The following is a 25,884-nucleotide window of genomic DNA, read 5'->3' as shown; positions in this document are numbered from 1 at the left end:
AACGACCGTCAGCCGGCGCCGAGGCAGACGAAGGGGCGGCGGAACGGGTCGACCGCGATCGCGTCGGCCAGGGCCAGCGCGGGACTGTCGCGAACCGCGAGGGCCCGGTAGTAGTCGTCCATCGCGGCGGCCGAGGCGAGGTCGCCGACGCGGGACAGCGGCGCGATCACCGTCCGCGAGCCGCTCGCGAGCAAAGCGCTGGCGAACCCGAGGGCCTCGTCGCCCGGCCGGATGCGGTTGAGCGCGAGCTCGCACGCGGCGAACACGACCTGCCGCGGCGGCTGCCGCAACCCGGCCATCTCGTGCCCGAACAGCGCGCCGTCGGCGAGCTCGAGGCGCGAGAAGAGCGCGTTCTCCGGCTCGTGCGCGCCGTGGGCGGCGAAGTGGGCCAGCTTGGCGCCGTCCATCGCGCGCAGCACGGACTTCACGGTCGCCTTGGCGCCGGTCATCGTCGTCGCGGTGCGGTAGTGCGTGGTCAGCTTCTCGAGCTCACCGCGCGCGCCGGCCAGCCCCGGCCCGCGGACGAGCACGATCTTGCGGGCGCGAGACAGCTTCGTCCGCTCGGCGGCGAGCCACGCGGTCGCGGACGGCGCGACGACGGTCGGCCGGCCCCGCAGCCCCGGCAGCACACCCCACGGCACGGCGTACAGCGGCCCGGTGGGAACGATGACGAGATCGCGGTCGCCGAACAGCTTTTCCAGGGGCTGGATCAGCTGCGCGTCGAGCTTGTCGGCCTGCTTGCGCGCCGACACCATGACGACCTCGGCCAGCCGCTCGGGCAGGTTGTCCGGCGCGAGCGCGTCGAGGTCGACGTTCAGCACGCGCGCGGACTCGGCGGCGTCGCCGGCCGACCCGAGCCGCACCAGCCGGCACTCGCCCCCGGCGACGACCACCGCGACCAGCTCGTTCCCGGAGGCGGCAAAGCTGACCAAGGCCCGCTCGCCGAGCTGCCCCACGACTTCGCCCAACCCGGCCACCGGCCGCGGCCGGCCCCAGCGCCCGGTGTGCCAGCCGAGCCGCTGCGCTTCCCGAAGGCGTTCGTTGTACTTGGCGCGCAGGCCCGCGATCGGGTGCCCGTCGTGCTGGGCCTCCTGGATGGCCTGCCCGAGACCCCGCACCTCGGCCACCCGCGCGGCCAGCTCGGGATCGGTCCCGGCGGAGAGCGGTTCGTAGCGGTAGGTCTGCGCGCGGGTCCGCTCCAGCCAGACGAAGAGCCGCCGGGCGTCATTGCGCTCCAGCACCAACTTCACGGCGAGGTCGGCGAGCTCTTGACCGTGCAGCGCGGTCCCGGACACGAGGTCCAGCCCACCCATCCGATCCCGGACGGCGTCGAGCTCGGTCAGCCCGGACCGGATCTCGGTGAGCGCCTTGGCCCGGCTCCCCTGAGCAACGGCCAGCTCGGCCCGGCAAAGCCGGCGCAGCATCCGGTAGTCGATGGGAGTCAGCTGCCCGGGCCGCGGCACTTTTTGCAGCGTCTCGGCGGCCCGCTTGAGGTTCCCCCGCCGAATGTCGAGCCGGACGGCGAGCATCTGGGCCATCGCAGCCTGTTCCGTCAGTTGCGGCATCGGCATCTTCGCCGCGAGCCGGAGCGCGCGAGTCGGTAGCGCGGCAGGTACCTCCGAGCCACGTAGCGCGTCCCGGACATCGGCCTGCAACCCGGCGAGCGTCGCGTCCGCGATGCAGGTCTGGCAGCCCACCCGCAGCATCTTGCGCCGTGACGAATCGGCCATCTGCCTAGCGAGTTCGACGTCGTCGGTCATCAACGCGGCGGAGGCCCGGTAGAGCTCCGCTCGCGCGACCTCGCGGCTGATGCTCTGCCCGGCCACCAGCATCGGAAGCACCTCGTCGAGGTGGGCACCGGCTTCATCGGCCAGCCCCGCCGCCAGCAACGCCTCCGCCTGCTCGAACCGCAGCTCCTTCGGAACGTCCCTGTCCAATGCCCGGTAGGTCCGTTCGGCTTCCTCGTACAGCCGCAACGCCTCGGGGACGTCACCGATCCTCAGCGCGAGCATGCCCATGGTGCGCCGCATGTCGGCGGCGACCGAGCGTAGCTCGAACTTTTCGGCGAGCTCGAGCGAGCGGTTGAGATCAGCCCGGGCCTCACTGACGTTGCCCAGGCGGATCTGCACCCACGCCCGGGACGACAGCGTCTGGACGAAAGCGCCCATCCTGGTCTCCGGGTCCGGGCCGTGCGCCAGGCGGTACTCCTGGTGGTCGACGGAGATGTCGAACGCGATCAGGCTGTCCTCGTTGCGCCCGACGCTCATCAACCGCGCCGCGTAGTTGTGGTTGAGCGCGCCGTTGAGTTCGGCTTGCAGCACGGGATTCGGCACCGCGTTGATGAGCAGCCGGGCATCGTCGAGACCGGCCAAGCCCGCGGCGAGGTCCCCGCTGATCTCCGAAGACAGCGCGGCCATGAGGCTGACCAGCCGGATCCTCGTGACCAGCCAGTCGGTGCGACGACTCTCCGGAACGGGGTGGATCGAGTCCAGCATGCTCATACCGCGTCGCAGCAGCCGGACACCCTCGCGGTAGTGCTTGAGGCAGGACCCGTCTGCGGCTTGTTTCTGAAGAGCGCGGACCTTCTCGATGACTTCGGTCGGGTCCAGGTTCGTCACAGGCACTCTCCTATGACAGCACAGCCAGTCGCAGAAAGAAGCCCGCCTGCCAGGCGAAATCCGGCAGGCGGGTGATCACGAATTGATGAAGTTCAGGACTTGATGACCTGATAGCACGGGTTCCCGCAGTTCGGGGTCATGACCGGTCCGTCACTCTTCGGGTGGTCATGGCCGATGTGCACCCAGCCGTGCTCGTCGGCCTCCGGGTGCGGGACCACCGGTCCGGCCTTTTCGACCGGCTCCGGGGTTTCTTCGGGCTTGGTGTCCGTGGGCGTCGACATGGTCGATCTCCTCTCCCCTGGGGATCTTCATAGGGACGCTGACCGGTGACGGTGAGTCCCTCGCCGCGGGGCCCTCTTCCCCGCGAACGGACCAATAGTTGCACAACGGAGCAGTGATCGGGAGGCCTTTCACTACGGAAAGTCAGTCCGATCGGCGTGAACTGGGCAGACGCGCTCGCCAAACCGTCCTAACGAGTGAACCCTGTAACGGCTTTGACCAGGGCGTGCATCACCACTGGCTGGACTAGGGCGGTCGGGGCCATGCGGATCGACGCACACCGCCGGTCACGGAGTGCGACTGAGCGTGCGCTCAGGTGGTCTAGTGCGGCGGTTGGTTGGCGGCGCTCGGTCGCCGCCTCGGTGCGCGCCGGCTGCGGGCGCGGCGGACGCAGGCGCAGGCGCAGGCGCAGGCGCAGGCGGGCGATGCTGGCGGATGACGGCGGCGAGAGAAGGGTGGGTGGGTGGGTGGGCGCGCGCGGCGAGCCACGGGCTGCGGCTCGGGCGCGATACTTGTGGATCTCTGCGGCGGCCGCGGTGACCTGCTCGGCGCGTGGCAGAGTGCGCGGCCACCGCGCGCGAGCTGGGAAAGCGCGTCTGGGCCGACGGCGGCGTCCGCTACCCGCGCGATGTCGCGCGGGCCGGGCCAGGTCGCGAGTCATGCGGGCAGGACACCGCTACTGGTGGCGCCGTACCCGAGCGAACCTGCTCAGCCGCTGACGTTCGGCCTCAACGCGCAGGCCGTCGGCTGCCATGCCTGGGGGATCCTTGCCGATCGCGGGACCACGGGACGGCTGGCTGCGGACTCCTGCGGGGATCGATTGGCATACCCCGCAGGCGTCGGTGGGCGTAGCGGGGACTTCTTTTGTTGCTAGGCGATCCGGTGCTCCCGGCCGTGCTTCGGAGTCTGGGCCTTCGTGGTCCGGACCTGGCGGCCGGGAGCGTCGGGGGCGTCTGTGGGTCAGGCGCGCTTTGCTGTCACCGCCGTGTGGATCGTTTGGATCAGGCGGGTGTTCTCCGGGGCCGCGCCGCCCGGGAAGGCGAACCTGCGGCGGTTGTAGCCGTACGCCAAGCCTGTTCGGGGGTCTGCGAATGCTTGGGAGCCCGCCGCTCCGCTGTGGCCGAATGCTCCCTGGCCCAGGACCGGGTAGTCGTACGAGACGACCGAGAAGCCCAAGCCGAAAGCGTTGGGGCCTCGTGTCGACAGGTCGTCGCCGATCGAGTGGATCTGGGCTACGTCCGCTGCCGTTTCCGGGGTCAGGAGGGGTTCGGGGCCGCTGATTGCCGCCGCGTACATCCCCGCCAGGCCTCGTGCCGATGCCACGCCGCCTACCGAGGCCGGGCTCAGCTGGCGGACCTGCTTGAGGTTCGGGAGGTCCCACAGTTCGGGGGCCTCCGGGTGGTTGCGGTTGAACGCGATCGCCGTGAGGCTGTCCGGTCCCGTCGCGTTCGCCTCGAGCGCGGCCAGCTGCTCCGGGGTCGGCAGCATCGGCTGCGTGGTCAGGAAACGCGGCTCCAGGTCCTCGGGCAGGCCCAGGTAGAAGTCCAGGTCGTACGGCTTGCGCACGCGCTCTTCGTAGTGCTCCTGGATGCTGCGGCCGGTCACCCGCCGGACGACTTCGCCGGTCAGGGCGCCGATCACCAGTGCGTGGTAGCCGAACGCCGTCCCCGGGCGCCAGTACGGCTTCTGCGGCGCGAGACGCTCGGCGATGATCCGGTCGTCGGCGATCTCCTCGACGGTGAACCCGTGGTCCGCGCCGACGACGCCGGCGCGGTGCGCCAGGAGGTCCCGCAGCGTGATCGCGGCCTTGCCCGCGGCGCCGAACTCCGGCCAGTAGTGGCTGACGCGCTCGTCGAGGTCCAGCACGCCGTCCTGCACCAGCAGCGCGACCACCAGGTGTGCGGCGCCCTTGGTGGAGGAGAACACGCCGGTCAGCGAGTCGGCCGTGATCTCCGGGCCGGTCCAAAGGTCGACGACGCGTTCGCCGGCGACGTGCGCGACGAACTGGGCAGCGTAGTCGCCGCCTTCCTCGGTCGCGACGGCGGCGAATTCCTCGCGAACGGACTCGTAGCCGTCGGCGACGGTTCCCTGGATGTGCTCGGACGACATGGCGGCTCCCTCAGTGATCACTACGCCTGCGCCAGGGTGCAAGGCGGGGCCTCGCCGGGGTATTCCGGGCAACACGACGCGCGGAGGTGCTAGTCCCGCCATGCGGGAACCTCACGACGAGACCGAGCCCACGGAAACCAAGTCACGCGGCCTCGCGATCACGGCCGTCGCGATCGGCGCGGCCGGCCCGACGCCGGCAGTGGCGACCTGGGCGGCCTGGGTGATCGTCCGGGCGCCAGCCATGGCCGCGTGGACGTACTCCTGGGTCGCGCAGGCGTTCGTGCTGGTGCTCGCTGTGGTTCGCGTTGCTGCCGATCAACGTGCCGGCACTGGTCTTCGGCAGGTGCGCCGGCGCGCGCTCGCGTTTTCCGGCGCCGCGTGTTCGCGACATCATCGTGACGCAACGTCGGGACGCCGAAGGTAGATCGGCCGCCCCGGCGGGTAGACACCGGGCATGAAGCTGACTTCGACCGTGCTCGGCGCTCGGGATCCACGCGCGCTGGCCGATTTCTACGCGACCCTGCTCGGCTGGTCGATCAAGACCGACGAGCCGGAGTGGGTGACGCTCCGCCCCGCCGACGACGGGCCCGGCCTGTCGTTCCAGCTGGAACCCGACCACGTGCCGCCGGTATGGCCGCAGGCGAAAGGCGCCCAGCAGATGCAGCTGCACCTCGACATCGAGGTCGACGACCTCGACGCGGCGGGCGCGGTCGTCATCGCCGCGGGCGCCGGGCTCTCGGCGTTCCAGCCGCAGGAGAAGGTCCGCGTCTACTTCGATCCGGCCGGGCATCCGTTCTGCCTCTGGACGCGTGAATGAGGTGACACCCTGCGTTCGAACGGTCACAGGATCCGCTATGTTCGCTGGAGGTACCGGTTCCCGGCGAACGGAGTGAGTCCAGTGGGGGTGCACCGGATCTGGCACCACGGACTGGTCCCCGTCGAGGGGAAACGCCCCCTGGACGCGTTGCGCAGCAGGCTCATCAGCCGACAACGGCAGCACGACGACTACACCGTCACCGATCTCGGCTCGTCCGACGACGGCGGGTCGCGCCGGTGCGACTTGAAGTTCGCGTGGCTCGGCCACGAAGGCCGCTACTCCGTTCAGGTATTGCTTTCGCTCTGCTACCGCGCCGGCGAGGACCGCGTGGCGTGGTTGCTGGCGGCGGCGTGCACGCGGCCGTGGCGCAGTTGCCACGAAGCGCCGGCGCAGCGGATCGGACTGGAAGAGCTGGGCGCCAGCGGCAGCGACGAGATCCCGATCGACGGGCCGGTGCTCTCGATGCACGGTTGGTCCCGCGAGGAGTGCGACCGCGTCGCGGATCTGCTCGCCGAGGCGCTGGTGGCGCCGTGGCGAACGTCGGCGGTGCTGGTGCTCACCGAACCGCCGACGGCGCCGGTCGAGGGCTGGCCGGGCCTGGTGAACGTGTTCGACGTCGACGACCGCTTTCGCCGCACCCTCAACAGCCACCTCCCACTCGGCTGCGCGGTGCCGCTGGGCGCGCGACTGTTCGTCCCGCCGTGCGACGAGCTGCCGGACTTCGTGGAAGCGACCCTCCCGATGGCGGACCAGGCGCTCGAGGACGCCATGACGCGGTTCATCCAGACGCGGGGCCGGACGCCGCTGCCCGAGGAGTGGGCGGACGTGCCGAGTGTGCGGGCCTGGTACGCGGCGGACCCGTTCGCGGCGCCGGAGCGGGAACCCGACACCGGGATGACCGAGAAGCTGGACCGCGTCGAGCGCGAGCTGGCGGAGGCGCGCGGCGTGATCACCATCTTGCGCAAGAAGGCCAAGACCGGCGCGGAAGAACGAGATCGCGCGGCCCGTGAGGTGAAGGCGCTCCGCGCTCGCATCGAGGAGCTGTCGGCGACCGACATCGCCTGTCTGCAGGAGCAGCTCGCGCAGCTGCAGGAGGCGCTGGACGACTACACGCGCGCCTTCGACGAGGTGGAGGCCGAACGCGACGAGCTCAGACGGGCCAACGGGTTGCTGGCCGGCACGCTGACCCGCTACCACGACGCGGGCACCGAGGTGGCCGACGCCGAGCTTCCGCCGGACGACTTCCCGAGCTTCGCCGACCTCATCGGCGCGGCCGCGGCGACGCTCAAGCACCTGGAGATCACGGCCGAAGCCGCGCCGACGGCGATCCTCGACCACCACCCGAAAGCCGCTGCCTGGCGCCGGAAGGCGTGGGACGCGCTCCGCACGCTCGACGCGTACGCGCGGGCTCGCCGGTCGCTGCTCGACGCCGGCCAGGACCCGGGACCCGAGCTGTCGGACGTGCTCGCGTTCGCCCGCACCGGCCAGCCGGGCTCGCTGATCAGCGCCAACATCATCGCGCTGGCCGAGTCGGACACCGTGACGACGAACGAACGGCTCCGGCAGGCGCGGACGTTCCGCGTCGACCCGCGGACGAACCCGGCGGGGCGCGACTACTTCGGCGCCCACATCGCGTTGGAGCGCTTCAAGTCGCCGGCGCCGCGGCTGCACTTCCTCGACGACACCGATCGCACGGGCACGGTGTACGTCGGGTACCTGGGCGCCCACCTGCCGACGTCGAAGACCAACTGAGCGAGAATCGCGGGCATGACGGACCACAAGCACCTCGCGTACTGCTGGATCGCCCGCGGTGACGAGGTGCTGTTTCTCCGCCGCGCGCCCGGGGTCTTCCTCACCGGGCACTGGGAGCTGCCGGGCGGGACGGCCGAACCGGGCGAACCCTTCGAGACCACAGCGGTGCGCGAAGCGGCGGAGGAAACCGGGCTGACGGTGCGGATCACCGGGGAACGCGGCCGCGATTCCTGGCCGGACATCACGGGACGGCCGCTGCAGATCCACGCGATCTTCTACACGGCCGAGGAAACGGGCGCAGGCGAAGTGGTGCTCAATCCGGGAGAACACGACGACTTCGCGTGGCTTACGCCGGCGGCGGCACGCGCTTTGGAGCTGCCGGAGCACTTTCGCCGGCTGCTGTCTTCGTAGCCGGCCCCGGCCGGGCGGGCGGATCGTTCTGGTCACGCCATCGACGTTACCCGAACACACGTGCGAAGATCATCGCTGAATCGGGTGATGTGTGGCGTCGAGGTTCGGCGTGAGATTTTGTTGTGGTGCAAGGGAAATCGCGCGATGGTGATGGGCGCTGCCCCCGGTCTCCATGCTACCCGAGGGGACCGACAAAACTGCGGCGCAGTGGGCGGGCGAGCAAAGCGGGGCGAGCGGGGCCGGGGTGAGCAGAGGCCGGGCGATCAGAATTTAGGCAAGCGGCGCCAGGCAAGCAAGCCACGCGAGTGGGGTCGAGCGAGTGCGGCCAGGCAAGCAAGCTACGCGGGCGCAAGCCACGCGACCGAGGCTGGACCAGCGAAGCCGGGCAAGCAGGGCCGAGCCAGCGGGGCCACGCGAGCCCCAGGCTGGACGAGTGGGGCCGGGGCGAACGGGGCCGGGCGATCAGAGTCAAGCAAGCAGGCCGGACAAACAAGCCACGCGAGTGGGGCCGAGCGAGTGCGGCCAGGCAAGCAAGCCACGCGACCGAGGGCGGACCGGCGAAGCCGGTCGAGTGGGGCCGGGCAAGCGGGTGCGGGCAAGGCTGAGCGGGCGGGGTCGAGCGAGTGGGGCCGAGCGAGCGCGGCTGGCAAACAAGCCACGCGACCGAGACCGGACCGGCGAAGCCGGTCGAGTGGGGCCGGGCAAGGCTGGGCTACGGAGGTCGAGCGAGTGGGCCCAGGCAAGCAAGCCACGCGACCGAGGGCGGACCAGCGATGCCGGGCGAGCAAGGCCGGGCAAGCGGGGCCGGACCAGGCTGGGCGACGGAGGTCGAGCGAGTGGGCCCGGGCAAGCAAGCCACGCGGGCGCGAGCCACGCGGGCGAGGCCGGACCAGCGAAATCGGGCGAGCAAGGCTGGAAGGGTGAGGCAGGCGAGGCCGGGCGAGTGGAGTCGAGTGAGTGGGGCCACGCGAGCCAGGCTGGGCGAGTGGGGTCGAGCGACTAGGGCCACGCGAGCAGGGCCGGACAAGGGGACCGGGCGAGCAGGGCCGGGCGAGGCGAGCGGGCGAGCAGGGCCGGATGAGGCAAGTGGGACAGGGCGAGAAGACGCAACGCGCGAGCGAGCGTCGGCGTTTGCCGGTAGGTGGCGGGCGTCGTTGCGGGCCACCTGGCCGTCGGCGTGGCTTCTCAGGAGGCGATGGCCTCGTTGATTGCCAGCAACTCCTGTGCGGTGCGGGTGGCGGTGAACTCGATGACGTCGTAGCGGGCGAGGCGCTGGACCACGAACGGGTCGCTGGCGAGGACCGCGTCGAGTTTGCCGCGTAGTACCGGGCGGGTGAGGATCACGTGGTCGGCCGCTCCGGTTCCCTTTCCGGAAACGAGGAAAATTCCTCTCGTGAATTGGGTGCGCAACCAGTCCGAATGGTCCGGGAGCGCGTAGTCTACTTCTGTCTCGGGCGCTGTGTAGGTCAGCAGTGCGATGTACATGATTCAAGAGTAGAACTCCCCCGGCCACCCCGCATCCGCCTGCCGAGTGGCGCCGGACACCGTATTCGGCAATATTCCGGTCAAGAATTCCGGTAATTCTTTACGGCGGCTTTCTGAATCCACCGTACGTAGATCGGCGTACGACAGGGAGTCGACGCCGGGCCGATGCGGGCCGCCCCCGTGACGCGCGAGACTCGGGGGCATGAACGCACTGACCCGGATCCGGCACGACGTCTGGCGGCACGGCCGGCGCGCCGAGCGGATCGCCTACGTCGTCGGCGCGGTCCTCTTCGTGAGCGGCCTCGTGCACGCGATCGTGCTCCTCGCCACCGGCGGCTCGTGGCTGGGGCCGCTGTCGATGCGCAAGGCCGTCACCTTCGGGCTGTCGTTCGGCCTGACGCTGGCCTCGGTCGCTTGGGCGACGTCGTTCCTCACCGTTCGGACGCGGTGGCGGTCGATACTGCTCGGCGCGTTCAGTGTTGCCAGCATCGTCGAGGTCGCCCTGGTCAGCATGCAGTCCTGGCGTGGTGTGCCGTCGCACTTCGACTTCGAGACGCCGTTCGACAATGTCGTGTCGATGACGCTCGCCGCGGGTGGCGGGGTGCTCATCCTGACCGTCATCGGCTTCACCGCGGCCGCGCTCGTGGAACCCGGGCCGGACGCGCCGAGCCTGCGTCTCGCCGTCCGGGCCGGGCTGCTCGTGCTGGTGGTCGCGCTGGCCACCGGGGCCGTGATGATCGCGCGCGGCGTCGTGGAGGCCCGTAGCGGCGATCCGCAACTGGCCTACACCACCGCGGGCTCGCTCAAGCCGCTGCACGCGGTCGCGATGCACGCGATCCTCGTGCTGCCCGGGCTGGCCTGGCTGCTCACCTTCACCCGCTGGCCCGAGGGGCACCGGCTGCGTGTCGTCAAGATCGCGGTGGTCGCCGACGCCGTGCTCACCGCCGTGATCGGGGTCGAGTCCTTCACCGGCGTCTCGCCGTTCGCCGCGCCGCTGCCGGTACTCGCGTTGTCCGTCCTGGCGGCGGCCGCGCTGGCCGGCACCGGACTTTACGCGCTGAGCGGCGTTGAACCGGGTATCCGATTCGTACGTATCTCCGATGGGAAGGCAAGGGGCCGGTAAAGCGGCGGACGGAGACCACGTGCGGCACGGCATGACCACGAACGGCCTTTTCCAGCAGAGTCAGGCCCACAGCCCGTCGTTCTTCTCCGTCATGCGGGCGATGGGCCAGCACGGCGACGACCTCGCGGACTTCTGCATCCCCTGCAACCCGTACTTCCCGACCGACGGGATGTTCGGCGAGCTGGAACGGAACCTCCGCACGATCCTCAAGTTCTACCCGAGCGACGCGGGTGCGATCACCGCGCAGCTGGCGCACGTGCTCCGCCTCAACCCCTCGACGATCTCGCTGGCCAACGGCTCGACCGAGCTGATCACCTGGATCGACCACCTGCTGGTGGACGCCAGCATCGCGGTGCCGATCCCGACGTTCGGCCGTTGGACCGACCAGCCGCTGGAAACCGGCAAGCGCGTCGACATGTTCCTGCTGAAGGAAGCGAACAACTTCGAGCTGCGCGTCGACGAGTACATCGAATTCATCAAGCGCCGCGGCTCGCGGGTCGCGGTGCTGTGCAACCCGAACAACCCCGACGGCGGCTACCTGTCGCGCCGTGAGGTCATCCGGTTCATGGACGCCCTGGAAGACCTCGACCTCGTGGTGATCGACGAGTCGTTCATCGACTTCGTCGAGGCCGAGATGAACCCGTCGGTGGCCGCCGAGGCCGTCGTGCGGCCGAACGTCATCGTGCTGAAGAGCCTCGGGAAGAACTTCGGGCTGCACGGGATCCGCTTCGGCTACCAGGTGTCGAACCCGGCGCTGACGCGCAAGCTGTCGGCCGCGCTGCCGAAGTGGAACCTGAACTCGCTGGCCGAGACCGTCATCTTCATGCTCGCCGAGCACCGCGCGGAGTACGAGGACAGCCTCAAGCGGCTCGCGCTCGACCGGTTCATGATGAACTCGCAGCTGAGCCAGTTCCCGGAGCTGACGGTGTACCCGTCGCAGGCGAACTTCCTGCTCGTCAAGCTGCCCGGCTCGGTCGACGGCGCCGAATTGTGCGACTACCTGCTCACCGAGCACCACCTGCTGGTGCGCCAGTGCGGCAACAAGATCGGCATGACCAGCCAGTTCATGCGCTTCGGGGTGCGGCCGGACACCGAGGTCGAGCGGCTGGTCGAGGGACTGCGCGGGGTCGAGCGGCTCGGCGGCGGCCGCCACACGCCGCCGATCGAGCTCGTCTCGCACTCCCGCGAGCCGGAACGGTCGATCAGCTGACCACGTGGTCGATGGCCGACTTCCAAGCGAACCTCCGGCCGTTCGCCGAACTCGACCGCGCGGGCCGCACGCGCAGGCTGCGCCGGCTCGCCGAAGCGGCGTTGACCGACTACGACGTCCCGGTGGCGCGGCTGACGCCGTTGGCACGCGGGCGCAACACGACGTTCCGGGTCGACGGTGCGGACGGCCGCCGCTACGTGCTGCGCGTGGAGCGGCCGGACGGCCCGAGCGTCACGCAGGTGCGGGCCGAGGTGGCCTGGCTCGCGGCGCTGTGCCGGGAAACGGACCTGGTGGTGCCGCGGCCGGTGCCGACGCGGCACCGGGAGCCGGCCACCGTCGTCGCCGACCCGGCCGTGCCCGAGCCGCGCACCTGCGTGCTGCGCCACTGGGTCGAGGGCCGGTTCCTCGACGAGCGGCTCAACGCGTCGCAGCTGTACCGGCTGGGCGAGGTCACCGCGCGGCTGCAGCGCCACGGCGCCCGGATGAACGGCCTCGACCGCGGCCGCGTCGACGACCTCAGCGCGTTCGGCCGGGCGCAGGTGGACGGCTTCTCGGCGACCGTCGTCGCGCGGGCGGTCGCGCTGGCCGGCGAGGACGTCCGCGCCGCGCTGGAGCGGGTGCGGGCGGTGCGGGCCGCGCTCGGGTTCGGCGCCGACGTGTTCGGCCTGGTCCACGGCGGCCTGCACCAGGAGAACTACCTGGTCCACCGCGGCCGGGTCGCGGTGGTCGGCTTCGACGACTGCGGGTACGGGCACTACGCCTACGACCTGGCCGTGACGGTCGAGGCGTTCGCGCACCTGCCGCACCGCGCGGAGCTGCGGGAGGCGCTGCTGGACGGGTACCGGTCGGTGCGCCCGGCCACGTTCGCGACCGACCCGGCCGTGCTCGACGCGTTCATCGGCCTGCGCCGGGTCCAGCTGCGGCTGCGCGCGCTCGACGGGACGGCGTGACGTTACAGATCGCCGCTACACTTGCTACATGGCCGGACGATCGAGCAACGCCACCAGTACCCGCGACCGCCTCCTGCTGGCCGCCGGGCAGCTCCTGCACGAAGCGGACGGCGGCGCGGTGTCGACGCGCGCGATCTGCGAACGCGCCGGCGTCCAGGCCCCGACGTTGTACCACCACTTCGGCAGCAAGCAGGGCCTGCTCGACGCCGTCGTGAACTACGGCTTCACCCAGTACGTCCAGGCGCCCGAAACCGGCGGCGACCCGGTGGCGCGGATCCGCGAGGGCTGGGACAGGCACGTCGCGTACGGCCTGGAGAACCCCGCGTTCTACGTGCTGCTCTACGGCCAGATCGAGCCCGGCGTGCCGTGCAACCTCACCAGCAGCGCCGAGGCGATGCTACTCGAGCTGTTCACCCCGCTCGCCCGCGCCGGGCGGCTGCGCGTCGAGGCGACCGAGGCCGCGCGGCAGTTCGCGGCGGCGAACAGCGGCGTCACGCTCAGCCTGATCGCCCAGCCCGAAGGTGCCCGCGACCTGGCGATGTCCACGCAGGTCCGGGACGCCGTGCTGGCCGGGCTGCTGACCGACGGCCCGGCCGCGGGGTCGTCGACGAGCGCGCTCGCAGTCGCTTTGTCGACCGCGCTCGCGGACGACGTCGACGAGCTGACGACCACCGAGCGGCAGCTGCTGCGGGAGTGGCTGCACCGCCTCGCGAGCTGACGCTACATTTGCTACATTGAGTCGTATGGCGAATGTAGTGAACGAGTTCGGTGTATTCCTGGCCCCGCACCGCGACGACGAGACGCGCAAGGCGCACGCCGTCGCGGCCGACAAGCTCGGTTACGGCACGGTCTGGTTCGGCACCGGCAGCGCGTCGGTCGGCGACCTCGCGTTCGTCGAGGACGTCCTGGCCGCGACCGAGCGGATCACCGTGGCGACGGCGATCGTGAACATGTGGGCCGACGAGCCGGAGGTCCTGGCCGAGTCGTACCACCGGCTGGCGGGCCGGTACGGAAAGCGCTTGCTCCTGGGCATCGGCGTCGGCCACCCCGAGTCGATCGCCGCTTACCAGAGCCCGTACGACAAGATCGTCGGCTACCTCGACCGGCTGGACGCGGCCGGCGTGCCCGTCGAGGCCAGGATTCTGGCGGCGCTCGGCGACCGCGTGCTGAAGCTGGCAGCCGAGCGCACCGCCGGCGCGGTCCCCTACCTCGTGCCGGTCGCGCACACGCGGCACGCGCGATCGGTGCTGGGCCCGGGCAAACTCCTGACGCCGGAACAGAAGGTGGTCGTCGACGAGGACCCGGTGGCGGCGCGCGCGATCGGCCGGCCGTTCGTCCGCGAGCCGTACCTCGGGCTGCGCAACTACGTGAACAACCTGCGGCGCCACGGGTACACCGAGGCGGACGTCGCCGATGGCGGCAGTGACCACCTGATCGACGACCTCGTGCTCCACGGCACGCCCGAGAGCATCGCGAAGCGCCTGCGGTCCCATGTGGACGCCGGAGCCGACCACGTGGCCGTCCAGGTGCTCGGCCCCACGCCGGACGTGGAGGCCGAGCACCACCGGATCCTCGCCGGCCTACTGCTCTGATCAGCCCGGCGCCGGGGCCAGCGCGTTCAACGCCGTGACGATCACGCTTTCCTCGTAGGTGAAGTGAGTGTCCAATGCGGACGCCAGCCGGTCGAACTCCTCGTGCAGCCGGGCCGGGTCGGACTCCTCGTCGACGAGCCGCTGGATCTGTTCCTGCAGCTGCGCGACGACGACGTGTTCCTCGCCGAGCTTCGTCAACGCGGGGGCGAGCGCGGGGAACTGCGCGGCCAGCATCGGGAAGATCGCCGTGTCCTCACCCGCGTGGTGGCGGGTGAGGGCCGAGCAGAAACCGAGACAGCGCTTGCCGAAGCTCAGCGGTTCGCCGGAATCCAGCTGGGCACGCAGGTCCCGCAGCTCGGTGCGCAGCCAGTCGTGCACCTCGACGATCCAGTCGCCCATGCGGCGGACGCGGTCGAGGCGGTGCAGCACGAGCACCGGCAGCTCCCGGGTGGTGCGGGCCTGGTAGTCCCCGAAGCCCGGCTGCTGCTCGACGACCTTGGCGAACAGGGCGTCACGATCGGGGGCGATGGCGGCCATCGCCTCGAACGTCTCGGTGCCGGTTTCCACGGTCACCAAAGGGTTCTTGCGGATGTTGTGGTACCAGGCGGGGTGTTTCGGCAACCCCATCGCCGAAGCGACGACGACCAACCGGCCGTCGATGTGCAGGGCTCCCAAGGTGACGCGGTGTTTCCGGCCGGTGCGGGCACCGGTCGTGGTGAGCTGGATCAAACTCGCGTGGTCCTTCCGATGTGGAGTGACCGGAGGCGTGAGAGGGCACGACGGAGGCACACTTGTCCCACAGCAGGGAAAAGACGAGAGACACCGACGTGTCGATCTCAGGGGGCTGAGTAGCCACTACCTCCGTGCGTAGGCCCATCCGGGGCGCACTTCCACGGTAGCACGGAATCAGCGCGCGTCGTCAGCGGCTTCCTTCGCCGCGATGGCAGCTTCGTCGGCCTGGTCGAAGGCTTCCTTGGCCGTCTCGAACTCGGCCGTCGCACGCTCGGCGCGTTCCTCGGCTTCCGCCAGGCGGGCCCGCAGGTCTTCGACGCGGGCCGTGGCCTGCTCGGCCGCCCGCTCGGTGCGGACGAGGTCGCGCTCGGCCACCGCGCGTTCCTTCGCCAGCTCGGCGGCTTCCTTGCGCAGGCGCTCGCGTTCGGCGCGGACGCGCTCCCGCTCGGCCCGCTCCTCGTCCTCGCGCTTGGCGTCCTTTTCGGCTCGCTCGGCCTTTTCGGTCCGCTTGGCCTTCGCGGGTTCGGCCTTTTCCACCAGCTTCGCCGGGCGCTTGCCGGTCGACGGCGGGGCGGTCGCGGCGAGCGTGAACCACTGGTCGGTGTCCTGGTGCGCCACCGACGTCAGGCACCCGGCCAGGGCGAGCGCGGCGGTGTCCGGGTCGGCCGCGACGGCTTCGAGCGTCGCCTCGACCTCCCGCGCCACGGTGTCGCTCATCTTGGCCAGACCGTGCAGGATCCGCCGCACCAGCTCGCCGCGGCGGCGGGCCAGCGCGCGCAGGTCGTCGCCGGCCAGGCGGGTGTGCGCGTCCCGCAGCTCGTCGCCGAGCTCGGCCAGCTCACGCAGCTCGTCCGGGTCGTCGCGGGCCAGCCGGTTGACGATCGCCGCGGCCGTGGTCGGCTTCCGCAGCTCCTTGATCTTCGCCGCCAGGTCGGTGTCGCCCTCGGCCTTCGCCGTCTTCGCCGCCGCGTTGCGCGCGCTGACGAACTCCGCGAGGTCACCCCCGTAGAGCTCGCCGGCCACCGTCTTCAGGTCCATCCCACCCAGCCAACCACATCGGACTGGTGCGAGCACCCGCGAACAGTCATCATCGGGTCAGGGGCGACGAAGGGAAGGCGCGTGTTCTTCGATCTGGGTGTCCGGGACTTCCTCGACCGCGCGGAGGCGGTGTACCCGGACCGCGTCGCGGTGGTCGACGAGCCGGACCAGCCCGCGCCGAGCTGGGGTTCGCTCACCTACCGCGAGGTCGCGCGGCGGGCCCGCGCGCAGGCCGCCCACCTCGACGCGCTGGGCGTGCCGGTCGGCGGGCGCGTCGCGGTGGTGTCGCACAACGCCGCCCGTCTGCTCGTGTCGTTCTTCGGCGTCTCGGCCTGGGGCCGGGTGCTGGTGCCGGTGAACTTCCGGCTCGCGCCGGCCGAGGTGAAGTACATCGTGGAGCACTCCGGCGCGGAGGTGCTGATCGTCGACCCCGAGCTGGAACACCTGCTCGGCACCGTCACCGCGAAGCACGTCTTCGTGCTGGGCCGCGACGACGACGCGATCTGGGGCGGCGACGGCGAACCGCGGCCGTGGGCGGGTGACGAGTCGGCCACCGCGACGATCAACTACACCTCCGGCACGACGGCGCGGCCGAAGGGCGTGCAGCTGACCCAGCGCAACATCTGGCTCAACGCGGCCGTCTTCGGGCTGCACACGACGTTGAACGACAACGACGTCCTGCTGCACACCCTCCCGATGTTCCACTGCAACGGCTGGGGCATGCCGTACGCGGTGACCGGGCTCGGCGGGCGGCACATCGTGCTGCGCAAGGTCGACGGCACCGAGATCCTGCGGCGCGTCGAGGAGCACGGCGTCACGATCCTGTGCGCCGCGCCCGCGGTGGTCAGCGCGGCGCTCGACGGCGCCGCGAGCTGGGACGGCCAGATCCCGGGCCGCGACCGCGTCCGGATCGTCGTGGCCGGCGCGCCGCCGCCGACCCGGACGATCGAGCGGGTGCGGGCCGAGCTGGGCTGGGAGTTCATCCAGATCTACGGTCTCACCGAGACGGCGCCGCTGCTCACGGTGAACCGGATGCGCAGCGAGTGGGCCGGCCTCGACCCGCACGAGCAGGCCCGGCTGCTGGGCCGCGCCGGCACGCCCGCGCTGGGCGTCCGGATCGCCGTCGACACCGACGGCGAGGTGCTCGCGCAGTCGAACCACAACCTCGACGGCTACTGGGAGAACCCCGACGAGACTGCGCGGGTGCAGGAGGGCAACTGGTTCCACACCGGTGACGGCGGTTCGTTCGAGGACGGCTACCTCACCATCGCGGACCGCAAGAAGGACGTGATCATCTCGGGCGGCGAGAACGTGTCGTCGATCGAGGTGGAGGACGCGCTCAGCTCGCACCCGGCCGTGCGGGAGGCCGCGGTGATCGGCATCCCGGACGAGAAGTGGGGCGAGCTGGTGACGGCGCTGGTGGTGACGGGTTCGGACGTGTCCGCCGAGGAGCTGATCAAGCACTGCCGCGAGTACCTGGCGGGGTACAAGTGCCCGAAGCGGGTGGAGTTCCTGGACGAGCTGCCGCGGACGGCGACCGGGAAGATCCAGAAGTTCAAGCTGCGGGAGCCGTTCTGGCAGGACCAGGCCCGAGGGGTGAATTGAGGTTCTTCTTCGACGCGGGCTCGGGCGCGGTGCTCTGGGCCGGCGTCGGCCCGGCGGACGTGGACCGGCTGCCGATCAGCTCCGGGTTGCGCGCGGAGCTGGACAGCCTCGTGGAGCAGTACGACGAGTCGCTGAACTGGGACTACCCGCCGGATCCCGGCCCGTGGCGGGAGGCGCGGTGCCGGCGCTTCAACGCCGACGTCCGGGCGGCGCTGGCCCGGCTGCGCCGTGAACTCGGGGAGGCCGTCGAGGACGGGTTCACCGAGCTGCACGAGGATCCGGACCTGGACCGCTACCTGGCCGACCCGAAGGGCTTCAAGCGCTAGCGGACCAGGCGGAAGAAGGTCCGCACCTCGTTGACGAACAGCTCCGGCTGCTCGAACGCCGCGAAGTGCCCGCCACGGTCCAGCTCGTTCCAGTGCCGGATGTCCGTGTACCTCCGCGCCGCCCACCGGCGCGACGGGCGCGGCATCTCCGCGGGGAAGATCGAACAGCCCGTCGGGACGTCGACCGTGTCGTCCGTGGCCTCGCTGAACCACTTCTGGACCTTGGCGATGCTCTCCCAGTACAGCCGCGCCGACGACGTCGCCGTGCCCGTCAGCCAGTACAGCGTGATGGTGTCCAGCAGCTCGTCGCGGGTGAAGGGGAAGCCGTCGGACCAGGCGTGGAACTTCTCCAGCAGCCAGCCGCACAGGCCGGCCGGGGAGTCGGCCAGGCCGTAGCCCAGCGTCTGCGGGCGGGTCGACTGCTGGACCGAGTAGCCGTCCTCCCAGCGCTGCGCGTGCTCCAACGCCGCCAGCGCGGCTCGCTCGGCCGCGGTCAGGTCGTCGAACGTCGCCGGGTCGGGGGCGGCGATCGGCGGGTTCAGGTGGATGCCCGCCAGGTGGGCCGCGTCCCGCTGGGCCAGTGACGTCGTGATCGACGTTCCCCAGTCGCCGCCCTGGGCGCCGTAGCGGGAGTAGCCGAGGCGGGCCATCAGCTCCGCCCACGCCGCCGCGATCCGCTCGATGCCCCAGCCCTGCACCGACGGCTTGTCGCTGAAGCCGTAACCCGGCAGCGACGGGCAGACGACGTGGAACGCGTCCGCCGGGTCCGGCGGGTCGGTCAGCGGGCCGATCACCTTGGTGAACTCGACGATCGAGCCGGGCCAGCCGTGCGTCAGCACCAGCGGCAGCGCGTCCGGGTGCGGCGAACGCACGTGCAGGAAGTGCAGGCCCAGGCCGTCGATTTCGGTGCGGTACTGCGGAAATCCGTTGAGCCGGGCCTCCGCGCGGCGCCAGTCGTAGCCGGCCGCCCAGTACTCGCAGAATTCCCGCAGCACGGCCAGCGGCGTGCCCTGGCTCCAGTCGCCGACCGGCTCCGGCTCGGGCCAGCGGGTCCGGCGCAGGCGCGCGCGCAGGTCGTCGAGGTCGGCTTCGGGGACGTCGATCCGGAACGGCGTGATCACGCCGGGACGTAGGTCAGCTGCACGACGCCGTTGCCGAAGGTGGCCGACTTCTTCAGCACCAGCGGGAAACCCGGCCCCTCCTCGGGGAACAGCCGCTTCCCACGGCCCACGACGATCGGGTACAGCAGCAGGTTCAGCTCGTCGACCAGGCCTTCGGCCAGCAGCCAGCGCACGGCCGTGGTGCTGCCGCTGGTCATGATGTCGCCGCCCTCGCCGGCCTTCAACGCCCGGACGGCTTCGACGGGATCCCCGGTCAACAGCGTCGAGTTGTTCCAGCTGACCTCGGACAACGTCGACGACAGCACGTACTTGCGGACGCTGTTCATGAACTCGGCGCCCGCGTCGTCCTCGACCGTCCGCCCGGGCCACGCCTCGGCGAAGCCCTCGTAGGTGACGCGGCCGAGCAGCATCGCGTCGGCCGCCGCCATCCCGCCGCCGACGGCGCGGCCGATCTCGTCGTTCCAGTAGCGCAGCGACCACTTGTCGGGTGCCTCGACCACACCGTCCAGCGAGAGGAACAGGTTCGACACGATCTTGCGCATGGCCACCCCTTCGGTCGAGTTCTCACTATGACCGAAAGGCCGCCGTCCCGCAGCGGTTTGCCCGGACTATCCGATCCGTCCATTCGCGACAGGCTTCAGCAGGTCCAGCGCGCGGCCGAGGGTGTCCAGCCGCGCTTCGAGCGTCTCGCCGGCCGGGTACAGCCGGACCGTGTCGATGCCGGTGTCACGCCAGACGCGCAGGCGTGCGCGGACCATCTCTTCGGTGCCGATCAGCGTGGTGCCGAGCACCATCTCGTCGGTGACGAGCGCGGTGGCGCCGTCCCGGTCCCCGGCCTGCCAGCGCTCGCGGACCTCGGCGGCGACGTCGGCCCAGCCCTGACGGCTGTAGGCGTTGTTGTAGAAGTTCGTGGTGGCCGAGCCCATCCCGCCGAGGCTGAACGCGAGTTCCTTCTTGCGCCCGCCGACCATCGTGCGCAGTTCGTCCTCGTTCGCCGCGAAGGCGACTTCGGCGCCCTGGCAGACGTCGATGTCCGCACGCGTGCGGCCCGACTTCGCGAGGCCGGCGTCGAGGTGGGTGAAGTACGCGCCGGCGCCTTCGGGGACGAAGCTGGTGCCGAGCCAGCCGTCGGCGACCTCGCCGGTCAGCTCGAGGAGCTTCGGCGAGAGCGTGGCCAGGTAGATCGGGATGTCCGGGTTCGGCTCGGTCGACAGCCGCATCGGGCGCGTCTCGCCGGGCAGCGGGATCTCGAAAGCCTTGCCGGAGAAGGAGATCTTCTCCCCCGCGAAAGCCTGGCGGATGATTTCGACGGTTTCGCGCATCCGCGTCAGCGGCTTGGCGAACGACACGCCGTGCAGGCCCTCGATCACCTGCGGCCCGGACGGGCCGAGGCCGAGCGCGAACCGGCCGCCGGACAGGTCGGCGAGCGTCAGCGCGGCCTGCGCGATCGCGACCGGCGTGCGCGTGCCGAGCTGGACGATGCCGGAGCCGAGCCGGATCCGGTCGGTGCGCGCGGCGAGGTAGCCGAGCGCGGACGGCGCGTCCGAGCCCCAGGCCTCGGCGACCCAGCAGACGTCGAGGCCGAGCTTTTCCGCCTCCAGCACGAAGTCCAGCGTCGAGCGGGTGTCGCGGGAGAACTCGACCGTCGTCGCGGTCTTCACGAGCCTTCGACCCGGTCCTTGATCGCGGCGAGGTTGCCGGTCATCGCGGTTTCGAACTCGCGGAGCCGCACGAAGACGATCTTCTGTTCCTTCTCGGGCATCCGGTCGATCGCGAACGACAGCCCGGACCGGCCCGGGCCCATCTGCATCCACTGCGAGAGCCGGGTGCCGCCGTTGTCGGGTTCGAGGGTGAACTTCCAGACCGAGCTCGGCTCGGCCGGATCCTGCACGGCCCAGGCGAACACGCGCGGCGCTTCGCACTCGACGACGTACGACGTCGTCTCCCACTCGCCGAACGCGTCGTGCTTGCTCCGGCCGACGAACTTGCGGCGGGTCTCGCCGTCGCACCACTCGACGGACTGCAGTTCCGAGCTCAGGGAGGGCATCAGCCCGATGTCCGAGACCACCGGCCAGACGGCCTCGGGGGCGGCGTCGATCCAGGTCGAGACCTCGGCCGTCGGCTTGTCCGCGTACCGCGCGCCTGTCCACTCCATCGTGGTCGCCACTCCTCTCGGTGAGCTTCTGACCACGATAGTTGCGTAGGTAGACCCGGCTGTCAATCTCACTCCTGCCGGGCGAAGCGCTCCTCGACGTCCGCGCGCTGCGCCAGCCGGGCCGGGAAGCCGGGGCCGCGGCGCATCCGCGTGTCGTCCGGCGTCATCGGCGCGGCGCACTCGGCGCAGACGATCTCGGCGTGCGTGTCGTGCCCGCAGGCCAGGTGGTGCACGGTGATCGGCGGGCCGCCATCGCCGGCGAGCCACTTGTCGCCCCAGCGCGTCATCGCGAGCAGCACCGGGTAGAAGTCGCGGCCCTTCTCGGTGAGCACGTAGTCGTAGCGCACCGGCTCGGTCTGGTAGGCGACCTTCTCCAGCAACCCCTCGTCGACCAACCGCTTGAGCCGGTCGGCGAGGGTGTTGCGGGCGATGCCGAGGGCCTGCTGGAACTCGTCGAAGCGGCGGACGCCGTAGAAGGCGTCACGCAGCACCAGCGGCGTCCACCAGTCCCCCAGCAGATCCATGGTGCGCGCGATCGAGCACGGCCACTGCGCGAACGAGGTCCGTTTCATGCGGCCGAGGGTACGCCGTTTTCCGGAGAGACTCAGCAGGTCAGCCGCATGACCACCCGCCGCACGGTCGGGCGGCTCACCTCCGTGAACCCCGCGGTCGCCGAAGATCGCCTGCAGGTCCGCCCAGTCCACGGGCACGAAGGTCAGCGCCATGCCCCGAAGCTAGACCAGGTGGCCGGTCGTGACGTCGACGTGGTCCGGGACGTCGTCGTGCTGGTCGCCGACCGAGAGTGTGCCCGCCGGCTCGACCAGGAGCACGCTCGCGCCCGCCTTCGACGACGGCTTGTGGAACGTGCCCTTCGGCACGACGAAGACCTGGCCGCTCTTGAGCGTCACGACTCGTTCCGACGGGTCGCGCAGGCCGATCTCGATCTCGCCGTCCAGCACCAGGAAGAACTCGTCGGTGTCCTCGTGGACGTGCCAGACGTGCTCGCCGGCGAACCGCGCGAGGCGGATGTCGTAGTCGTTGACGCGGGTGACGATCCGCGGGCTCCAGGCGGCGTCGAAGCTCGCCAGGACTTCGGTCAGGTCGATCGGGTTCATGCCCACCATGGTCGATCTGGCGGGTGAGCGGCACGAGTGCTAGGAATCGCACATGCCGCAAGAATTCTCTCACCGGGTCGTCGCGATCGTGACGGCGGAGTCGAACCCGTTCGAGATGGGCGTCGCGACCGAGCTGTTCGGGCTGCGGCGGCCCGAGCTGAACCGGCCCTGGTACGACTTCGCGCTCTGCGCCGCGACCCCGGACGTGCGGATGAACCTGGGCATGTTCACGCTCTCCGGCGTCGCCGGGCTCGAGGCCGCCGACACGGCCGACACGCTCATCGCGCCGGCCCGCCCGGACACCGGCGTGCCGACCGACCCGGCGATCATCGCGGCGATCCGCCGGGCCGCGGACCGGGGCGCCCGGCTGGTCAGCTTCTGCACCGGCGCGTTCGCGCTCGCCGAGGCGGGCGTGCTGGACGGCCGGCGCGCGACCACGCACTGGCGGTGGGCCGCGGAGTTCGCCGAGCGCTTCCCGGCGGTGCGCTGGGAGCCGGACGTCCTGTTCGTCGACGAGGGCGACGTCCTCACGGCGGCGGGCAGCGCGGCGTCGCTCGACCTCGGCCTCCACCTCATCCACCGCGACCACGGCGCGGAGGTCGTCAACGCGGTCAGCCGCCGCCTGGTGTTCACCGGCCACCGCGACGGCGGGCAGCGGCAGTTCATCGCCCGGCCGGTGCCGGCGGTGCCGGACACCTCGCTGGCGCCGCTGCTGGCCTGGGCCCTCGAACGGCTGGACACCCCGCTGACGGTGGCCGACCTGGCCGCACGAGCGGCGACCAGCCCGGCGACGCTGCACCGGAGGTTCCGCGCGGAGCTGGGAACGACGCCGCTGGCGTGGCTGACGACCGAGCGGGTGACGCTGGCCTGCCGCCTGATCGAACGCGGCGAGCTACGGCTGGACCGGGTGGCCGAGGCAAGCGGCTTCGGCACGGCGGCGAACCTGCGGCTGCAACTGAGACGCCACACAGGTCTCAGCCCGAGCGCCTACCGCCGCCGCTTCGGCCCGGCCCTCGTGAGTGGTAATTAGGGTTCTAACCCGAATTACCACTCACGACGTCTTGGAGCGCCTTGGCCAAGGCCTCCTCTTGCAGCCGCGCTGGGTAGCCACGGGGGTCGGCTGCCGCGAGGACGTTGAGGCCTTCCACCAGTGCCACCAAGCTCTTTGTCGTCAGCTCCAGGTGGTTGTCCGTCCATTCCGGACGGCAGGCGGCGATCAGGCGGCGGACGCGGGCGAGGAACGAGTGGTTCGCCGCTCGGTGGCGCTGCGCCAGGTCGTCGTCCGCCAGGGCGGCCGCGAGGAAACCTACCCAGACGCTCGACTCCTCGTGGTGGCCGTGCGGTAGGTCGATCGCGCAGCCCAGGACCGCGCGCAGTGCGGCCGGGGCGTCGACGGCCGCTGCTTCGGCCGCGTCCGCGCGGATCGCCGTGCGCTCGTAGAGCAGGTCGCGCGCGTGCAGCAGCAGGGCCTTCTTCGTCGGGAACGTGTGCAGCACCAGGCCCGTCGTGCAGCCGGCGCGCTCGGCGACCGCGCGCAGCGTCAGGCCCGGCAGGCCCGCCTCGGCGAGCACCTGCCACACCGCGTTCGACAGCAGCTCGCGCTGCGCCTCCACGTCACGCTGTCTCGGCACCCGGAACCTCCTTCCCCGGTAGCGTAACAGGTGCTACGGTAACGCTCGTTACGAAACGGAGGGGTGCCCGATGACCAATCTCGAAACGAGCGATATAAAGCCTGTAAGTTGGGACGATCCCGACGCCGTCCGGCTGCGCGAGGCCCAGCGCGTCGAACTCGACGCCCGCTACGGCACCGACGACCACGAGCCCGGCGCGCTCCCGACCGCCGAGACCATGGCGGTGTTCCTCGTCGCGCGCGACCGCGACGGCACCGCCGTCGGCTGCGGTGGGCTCCGGCCGCTCGGACCGGGCACGGCCGAGATCAAGCGGATGTACGTCGACCCGGCCGCGCGCGGCACCGGCGTCGCGACCGCCCTGCTGCGCGCGCTCGAAGACCACGCGCGCGACCTCGGGATTCCGCGGCTGCTGCTGGAAACCGGGACCGGGCAGCCGGACGCGATGCGGTTCTACCAGCGTGAAGGCTACGAGCCGATCGAGGCCTACGGGCCGTACCGCGGCGTATCGATTTCGCGCTGCTTCGCCCGGGATCTCTGAGCGCCATCGGTTTTCCGATGACCAGGCCAAGGCAAGCTATTGGTTCGCGAGGACACCACGGGCCTACCGTCGAAGGCACGGCGGCCCAGGGTCGGGCCGCCGCACCCGACTCAGACGGAGTTTTCCCTTGCGCATCAAGCACATCGGCGTCGCGCTGGCCGCGATCGCCATGGTCGCCTTGCCGGCCACCCCGGCCGGCGCGGCACCGACGATCGTGCCACTCGCCCCCGGGCAGCAGCCCGAGAACATCGCCCTGGAGCCCGACGGCTCCGCGGACCTGACCTTCGCCTACACCGGCGAGATCGGCCGGGTCTCCCCCAGCGGCCGGGTCACCATCATCGCCCGGATCCCGGTGCCGGAAGACGGCGACGTCCCGGTCGTCCACAAGAGACTGTTCCTTGGCGGCATCGTCCGCGCGCCCGGTGGTGACCTGTACGTCGCCGTCTCCACCGGCACGGCGGCCACCGGCCTCTACCGGGTCAGGGCTGGGGTGCCACCGGTGCAGGTAGCGAAACTGCCGCCGTCCGGCTTCCAGAACGGCGTCGCGCGCGACCCGGCGACCGGTGACCTCTTTGTCGCCGACTCGTTCGGCTCGACGGTCTGGCGGGTTTCGCGGGGACGCGTCACGGCCTGGGCCACCGGTGAGCTGCTCGCCCCGGTGAGCGGCTTCGGCGCCAACGGCGTCAAGGTCCACGACGGCGCGCTCTGGGTGTCCAACCTGGACCACGGCACGCTGGTCCGCTTCCCCTTGCACGGCGGCCCCGGCCGGGTCGTCACGTCGGGTCTCGGCCCGGTCGACGACTTCGCTTTCCACGGCGACACCGTCGTCGCGGCCATCAACCAGGACAACCGCGTGGTCACCGTCGGCCGCGACGGCGTCAAGACCATTCTGTCCACTGAGGACGGACTGGCCAATCCGACGGCGGTCGCCGTCCGTGACGACACGCTGTTCGTCACGGACGGCGCCTACTTCGGTGGTTCGCCGAACCTGCTTCAGGCGACGCTCGCGGCGAACACGTGCAACGCCGAGTTCGCCGGCAGCGTCACCGCCACGACCTCCTTGCCCGCGGTCAGCGGGACGGAGTTCGCGAACACCCGGTACGGCGTGGTCGGGTAGGCCGCGCCGGTCCCGGTGTTCTTGCCCAGGACGGTCGCGACGGTCGTCGCGCCGTACTGGGCGGGGTCGGCGCAGCACCAGTTCGGGAACCCGAGGTCGGCCTGGCTGGTGCTGCCGTCGGCGTACTGGACGACGACCGTGCCCTTCGCGGTCCCGGTGC

At 71.0% G+C, this 25,884-nt stretch carries 27 protein-coding genes; 14 read left to right on the top strand and 13 right to left on the bottom strand.

Going from position 1 to position 25,884, the window contains the following annotated elements; all coding sequences use genetic code 11:
- Nucleotides 1–8 precede the first annotated feature (8 nt).
- The 3 genes from OG570_RS20440 to OG570_RS20430 all read right to left on the bottom strand — a co-directional run bounded on the left by OG570_RS20440 (nt 9) and on the right by OG570_RS20430 (nt 5,006).
- Nucleotides 9–2,618 carry a CHAT domain-containing protein gene (locus tag OG570_RS20440; RefSeq protein ID WP_326958419.1) on the bottom strand — a complete coding sequence of 870 codons (2,610 nt, stop codon included), beginning with the start codon at nt 2,616–2,618 and terminating at the stop codon, nt 9–11.
- 92 nt (nt 2,619–2,710) lie between these two features.
- Entirely contained in the window at nt 2,711–2,899 is a 189-nt protein-coding gene (locus OG570_RS20435; RefSeq protein WP_326944001.1) for a hypothetical protein, read from the bottom strand.
- A 958-nt stretch (nt 2,900–3,857) separates the two neighbouring features.
- Nucleotides 3,858–5,006 carry a serine hydrolase domain-containing protein gene (locus tag OG570_RS20430; RefSeq protein ID WP_326958417.1) on the bottom strand — a complete coding sequence of 383 codons (1,149 nt, stop codon included), beginning with the start codon at nt 5,004–5,006 and terminating at the stop codon, nt 3,858–3,860.
- Nucleotides 5,007–5,106: 100 nt separating this feature from the next.
- Between OG570_RS20430 and OG570_RS20425 the strand changes: the two genes are divergently transcribed.
- From OG570_RS20425 to OG570_RS20410, 4 genes are all read left to right on the top strand, one after another.
- Complete coding sequence (locus OG570_RS20425; protein ID WP_326958415.1) at nt 5,107–5,430, top strand: hypothetical protein; 324 nt, start codon at nt 5,107–5,109, stop codon at nt 5,428–5,430.
- A gap of 30 nt (nt 5,431–5,460) precedes the next feature.
- Nucleotides 5,461–5,823, top strand: a complete 363-nt coding sequence (locus OG570_RS20420) for a VOC family protein (RefSeq protein ID WP_326958413.1) — start codon at nt 5,461–5,463, stop codon at nt 5,821–5,823.
- Nucleotides 5,824–5,904: 81 nt separating this feature from the next.
- A complete protein-coding gene (locus OG570_RS20415; RefSeq protein WP_326958411.1) occupies nt 5,905–7,575 on the top strand; it encodes a hypothetical protein in 1,671 nt (556 codons plus the stop codon).
- Between the two features lie 15 nt (nt 7,576–7,590).
- Nucleotides 7,591–7,986: an NUDIX hydrolase gene (locus OG570_RS20410; protein WP_326958409.1), complete on the top strand. Its 396-nt coding sequence runs from the start codon at nt 7,591–7,593 to the stop codon at nt 7,984–7,986.
- 1,185 nt (nt 7,987–9,171) lie between these two features.
- On the opposite strand, the gene OG570_RS20405 is transcribed toward OG570_RS20410, so the two are convergent.
- Entirely contained in the window at nt 9,172–9,471 is a 300-nt protein-coding gene (locus tag OG570_RS20405; protein ID WP_247056828.1) for a YciI family protein, read from the bottom strand.
- A 202-nt stretch (nt 9,472–9,673) separates the two neighbouring features.
- Here OG570_RS20405 and OG570_RS20400 point away from each other — a divergent pair, with 202 nt between their 5' ends.
- The 5 genes from OG570_RS20400 to OG570_RS20380 are packed head-to-tail and all read left to right on the top strand — an operon-like array spanning nt 9,674 to nt 14,346.
- Complete coding sequence (locus OG570_RS20400; RefSeq protein WP_326958407.1) at nt 9,674–10,594, top strand: hypothetical protein; 921 nt, start codon at nt 9,674–9,676, stop codon at nt 10,592–10,594.
- Between the two features lie 31 nt (nt 10,595–10,625).
- Entirely contained in the window at nt 10,626–11,804 is a 1,179-nt protein-coding gene (locus OG570_RS20395) for a pyridoxal phosphate-dependent aminotransferase (RefSeq protein ID WP_326958405.1), read from the top strand.
- An 11-nt stretch (nt 11,805–11,815) separates the two neighbouring features.
- Nucleotides 11,816–12,754: a phosphotransferase enzyme family protein gene (locus tag OG570_RS20390; protein WP_326958403.1), complete on the top strand. Its 939-nt coding sequence runs from the start codon at nt 11,816–11,818 to the stop codon at nt 12,752–12,754.
- A gap of 28 nt (nt 12,755–12,782) precedes the next feature.
- Nucleotides 12,783–13,472, top strand: coding sequence for a TetR/AcrR family transcriptional regulator (locus OG570_RS20385; RefSeq protein WP_247056836.1), 690 nt, complete (start codon nt 12,783–12,785; stop codon nt 13,470–13,472).
- Nucleotides 13,473–13,497: 25 nt separating this feature from the next.
- Nucleotides 13,498–14,346, top strand: a complete 849-nt coding sequence (locus OG570_RS20380) for an LLM class F420-dependent oxidoreductase (RefSeq protein WP_326958401.1) — start codon at nt 13,498–13,500, stop codon at nt 14,344–14,346.
- Here OG570_RS20380 and OG570_RS20375 read toward each other — a convergent pair whose 3' ends face one another.
- Together OG570_RS20375 and OG570_RS20370 are read right to left on the bottom strand one after the other, a co-directional pair.
- Complete coding sequence (locus OG570_RS20375; protein ID WP_326958399.1) at nt 14,347–15,075, bottom strand: nitroreductase/quinone reductase family protein; 729 nt, start codon at nt 15,073–15,075, stop codon at nt 14,347–14,349. It lies immediately after the preceding gene.
- Between the two features lie 177 nt (nt 15,076–15,252).
- Complete coding sequence (locus OG570_RS20370; RefSeq protein ID WP_326958397.1) at nt 15,253–16,116, bottom strand: hypothetical protein; 864 nt, start codon at nt 16,114–16,116, stop codon at nt 15,253–15,255.
- A gap of 81 nt (nt 16,117–16,197) precedes the next feature.
- Here OG570_RS20370 and OG570_RS20365 point away from each other — a divergent pair, with 81 nt between their 5' ends.
- Nucleotides 16,198–17,721, top strand: coding sequence for an AMP-binding protein (locus tag OG570_RS20365; protein WP_326958395.1), 1,524 nt, complete (start codon nt 16,198–16,200; stop codon nt 17,719–17,721).
- A complete protein-coding gene (locus OG570_RS20360) occupies nt 17,718–18,047 on the top strand; it encodes a hypothetical protein (RefSeq protein WP_326958393.1) in 330 nt (109 codons plus the stop codon). Before OG570_RS20365 ends, OG570_RS20360 begins: the two co-directional genes overlap by 4 nt.
- Here the strand turns inward: OG570_RS20360 and OG570_RS20355 are convergent.
- The 6 genes from OG570_RS20355 to OG570_RS20330 form a co-directional block, all read right to left on the bottom strand.
- Nucleotides 18,044–19,168 (bottom strand): epoxide hydrolase family protein, encoded by a 1,125-nt coding sequence (locus OG570_RS20355; protein ID WP_326958391.1) that lies wholly within the window; start codon nt 19,166–19,168, stop codon nt 18,044–18,046. The genes OG570_RS20360 and OG570_RS20355 overlap by 4 nt on opposite strands.
- Nucleotides 19,165–19,710, bottom strand: coding sequence for a dihydrofolate reductase family protein (locus OG570_RS20350; protein ID WP_247056852.1), 546 nt, complete (start codon nt 19,708–19,710; stop codon nt 19,165–19,167). The genes OG570_RS20355 and OG570_RS20350 overlap by 4 nt, the downstream gene beginning before the upstream one ends.
- A 66-nt stretch (nt 19,711–19,776) precedes the next feature.
- Nucleotides 19,777–20,829 (bottom strand): LLM class flavin-dependent oxidoreductase, encoded by a 1,053-nt coding sequence (locus OG570_RS20345; RefSeq protein ID WP_326958387.1) that lies wholly within the window; start codon nt 20,827–20,829, stop codon nt 19,777–19,779.
- A complete protein-coding gene (locus OG570_RS20340) occupies nt 20,826–21,323 on the bottom strand; it encodes an SRPBCC family protein (protein ID WP_326944019.1) in 498 nt (165 codons plus the stop codon). Before OG570_RS20340 ends, OG570_RS20345 begins: the two co-directional genes overlap by 4 nt.
- 68 nt (nt 21,324–21,391) lie before the next feature.
- Complete coding sequence (locus OG570_RS20335; RefSeq protein WP_326944020.1) at nt 21,392–21,895, bottom strand: winged helix-turn-helix transcriptional regulator; 504 nt, start codon at nt 21,893–21,895, stop codon at nt 21,392–21,394.
- 162 nt (nt 21,896–22,057) lie between these two features.
- On the bottom strand, nt 22,058–22,447 hold the full coding sequence (locus OG570_RS20330; RefSeq protein ID WP_326958385.1) for a cupin domain-containing protein: 390 nt from the start codon (nt 22,445–22,447) through the stop codon (nt 22,058–22,060).
- Between the two features lie 43 nt (nt 22,448–22,490).
- On the opposite strand from OG570_RS20330, the gene OG570_RS20325 reads away from it, so the two are divergent.
- Nucleotides 22,491–23,468: a helix-turn-helix domain-containing protein gene (locus tag OG570_RS20325; protein WP_326958383.1), complete on the top strand. Its 978-nt coding sequence runs from the start codon at nt 22,491–22,493 to the stop codon at nt 23,466–23,468.
- A gap of 4 nt (nt 23,469–23,472) precedes the next feature.
- Here the strand turns inward: OG570_RS20325 and OG570_RS20320 are convergent, their stop codons facing one another.
- A complete protein-coding gene (locus tag OG570_RS20320) occupies nt 23,473–24,069 on the bottom strand; it encodes a TetR/AcrR family transcriptional regulator (protein ID WP_326958381.1) in 597 nt (198 codons plus the stop codon).
- A gap of 70 nt (nt 24,070–24,139) precedes the next feature.
- Here OG570_RS20320 and OG570_RS20315 point away from each other — a divergent pair, with 70 nt between their 5' ends.
- Nucleotides 24,140–24,607, top strand: coding sequence for a GNAT family N-acetyltransferase (locus OG570_RS20315; RefSeq protein WP_326958379.1), 468 nt, complete (start codon nt 24,140–24,142; stop codon nt 24,605–24,607).
- Between the two features lie 127 nt (nt 24,608–24,734).
- Nucleotides 24,735–25,724, top strand: coding sequence for a hypothetical protein (locus OG570_RS20310; protein WP_326958377.1), 990 nt, complete (start codon nt 24,735–24,737; stop codon nt 25,722–25,724).
- Nucleotides 25,725–25,884 lie beyond the last annotated feature (160 nt).

The sequence above is a fragment of the Amycolatopsis sp. NBC_01286 genome, assembly GCF_035982555.1.
GTDB lineage: Bacteria > Actinomycetota > Actinomycetes > Mycobacteriales > Pseudonocardiaceae > Amycolatopsis.
Note: the sequence above shows the minus strand (reverse complement) of the source record. Positions and strands in the feature narration are given on the sequence as shown.

Bases quoted from the DNA above. Each gene is read 5' to 3' on its own strand.
- OG570_RS20435 (WP_326944001.1), bottom strand. From the start codon at position 2,899: ATGTCGACGCCCACGGACACCAAGCCCGAAGAAACCCCGGAGCCGGTC.
- OG570_RS20430 (WP_326958417.1), bottom strand. From the start codon at position 5,006: ATGTCGTCCGAGCACATCCAGGGAACCGTCGCCGACGGCTACGAGTCC.
- OG570_RS20425 (WP_326958415.1), top strand. From the start codon at position 5,107: ATGCGGGAACCTCACGACGAGACCGAGCCCACGGAAACCAAGTCACGC.
- OG570_RS20420 (WP_326958413.1), top strand. From the start codon at position 5,461: ATGAAGCTGACTTCGACCGTGCTCGGCGCTCGGGATCCACGCGCGCTG.
- OG570_RS20410 (WP_326958409.1), top strand. From the start codon at position 7,591: ATGACGGACCACAAGCACCTCGCGTACTGCTGGATCGCCCGCGGTGAC.
- OG570_RS20405 (WP_247056828.1), bottom strand. From the start codon at position 9,471: ATGTACATCGCACTGCTGACCTACACAGCGCCCGAGACAGAAGTAGAC.
- OG570_RS20400 (WP_326958407.1), top strand. From the start codon at position 9,674: ATGAACGCACTGACCCGGATCCGGCACGACGTCTGGCGGCACGGCCGG.
- OG570_RS20395 (WP_326958405.1), top strand. From the start codon at position 10,626: ATGACCACGAACGGCCTTTTCCAGCAGAGTCAGGCCCACAGCCCGTCG.
- OG570_RS20390 (WP_326958403.1), top strand. From the start codon at position 11,816: ATGGCCGACTTCCAAGCGAACCTCCGGCCGTTCGCCGAACTCGACCGC.
- OG570_RS20385 (WP_247056836.1), top strand. From the start codon at position 12,783: ATGGCCGGACGATCGAGCAACGCCACCAGTACCCGCGACCGCCTCCTG.
- OG570_RS20380 (WP_326958401.1), top strand. From the start codon at position 13,498: ATGGCGAATGTAGTGAACGAGTTCGGTGTATTCCTGGCCCCGCACCGC.
- OG570_RS20370 (WP_326958397.1), bottom strand. From the start codon at position 16,116: ATGGACCTGAAGACGGTGGCCGGCGAGCTCTACGGGGGTGACCTCGCG.
- OG570_RS20350 (WP_247056852.1), bottom strand. From the start codon at position 19,710: ATGCGCAAGATCGTGTCGAACCTGTTCCTCTCGCTGGACGGTGTGGTC.
- OG570_RS20340 (WP_326944019.1), bottom strand. From the start codon at position 21,323: ATGGAGTGGACAGGCGCGCGGTACGCGGACAAGCCGACGGCCGAGGTC.
- OG570_RS20335 (WP_326944020.1), bottom strand. From the start codon at position 21,895: ATGAAACGGACCTCGTTCGCGCAGTGGCCGTGCTCGATCGCGCGCACC.
- OG570_RS20330 (WP_326958385.1), bottom strand. From the start codon at position 22,447: ATGGTGGGCATGAACCCGATCGACCTGACCGAAGTCCTGGCGAGCTTC.
- OG570_RS20325 (WP_326958383.1), top strand. From the start codon at position 22,491: ATGCCGCAAGAATTCTCTCACCGGGTCGTCGCGATCGTGACGGCGGAG.
- OG570_RS20315 (WP_326958379.1), top strand. From the start codon at position 24,140: ATGACCAATCTCGAAACGAGCGATATAAAGCCTGTAAGTTGGGACGAT.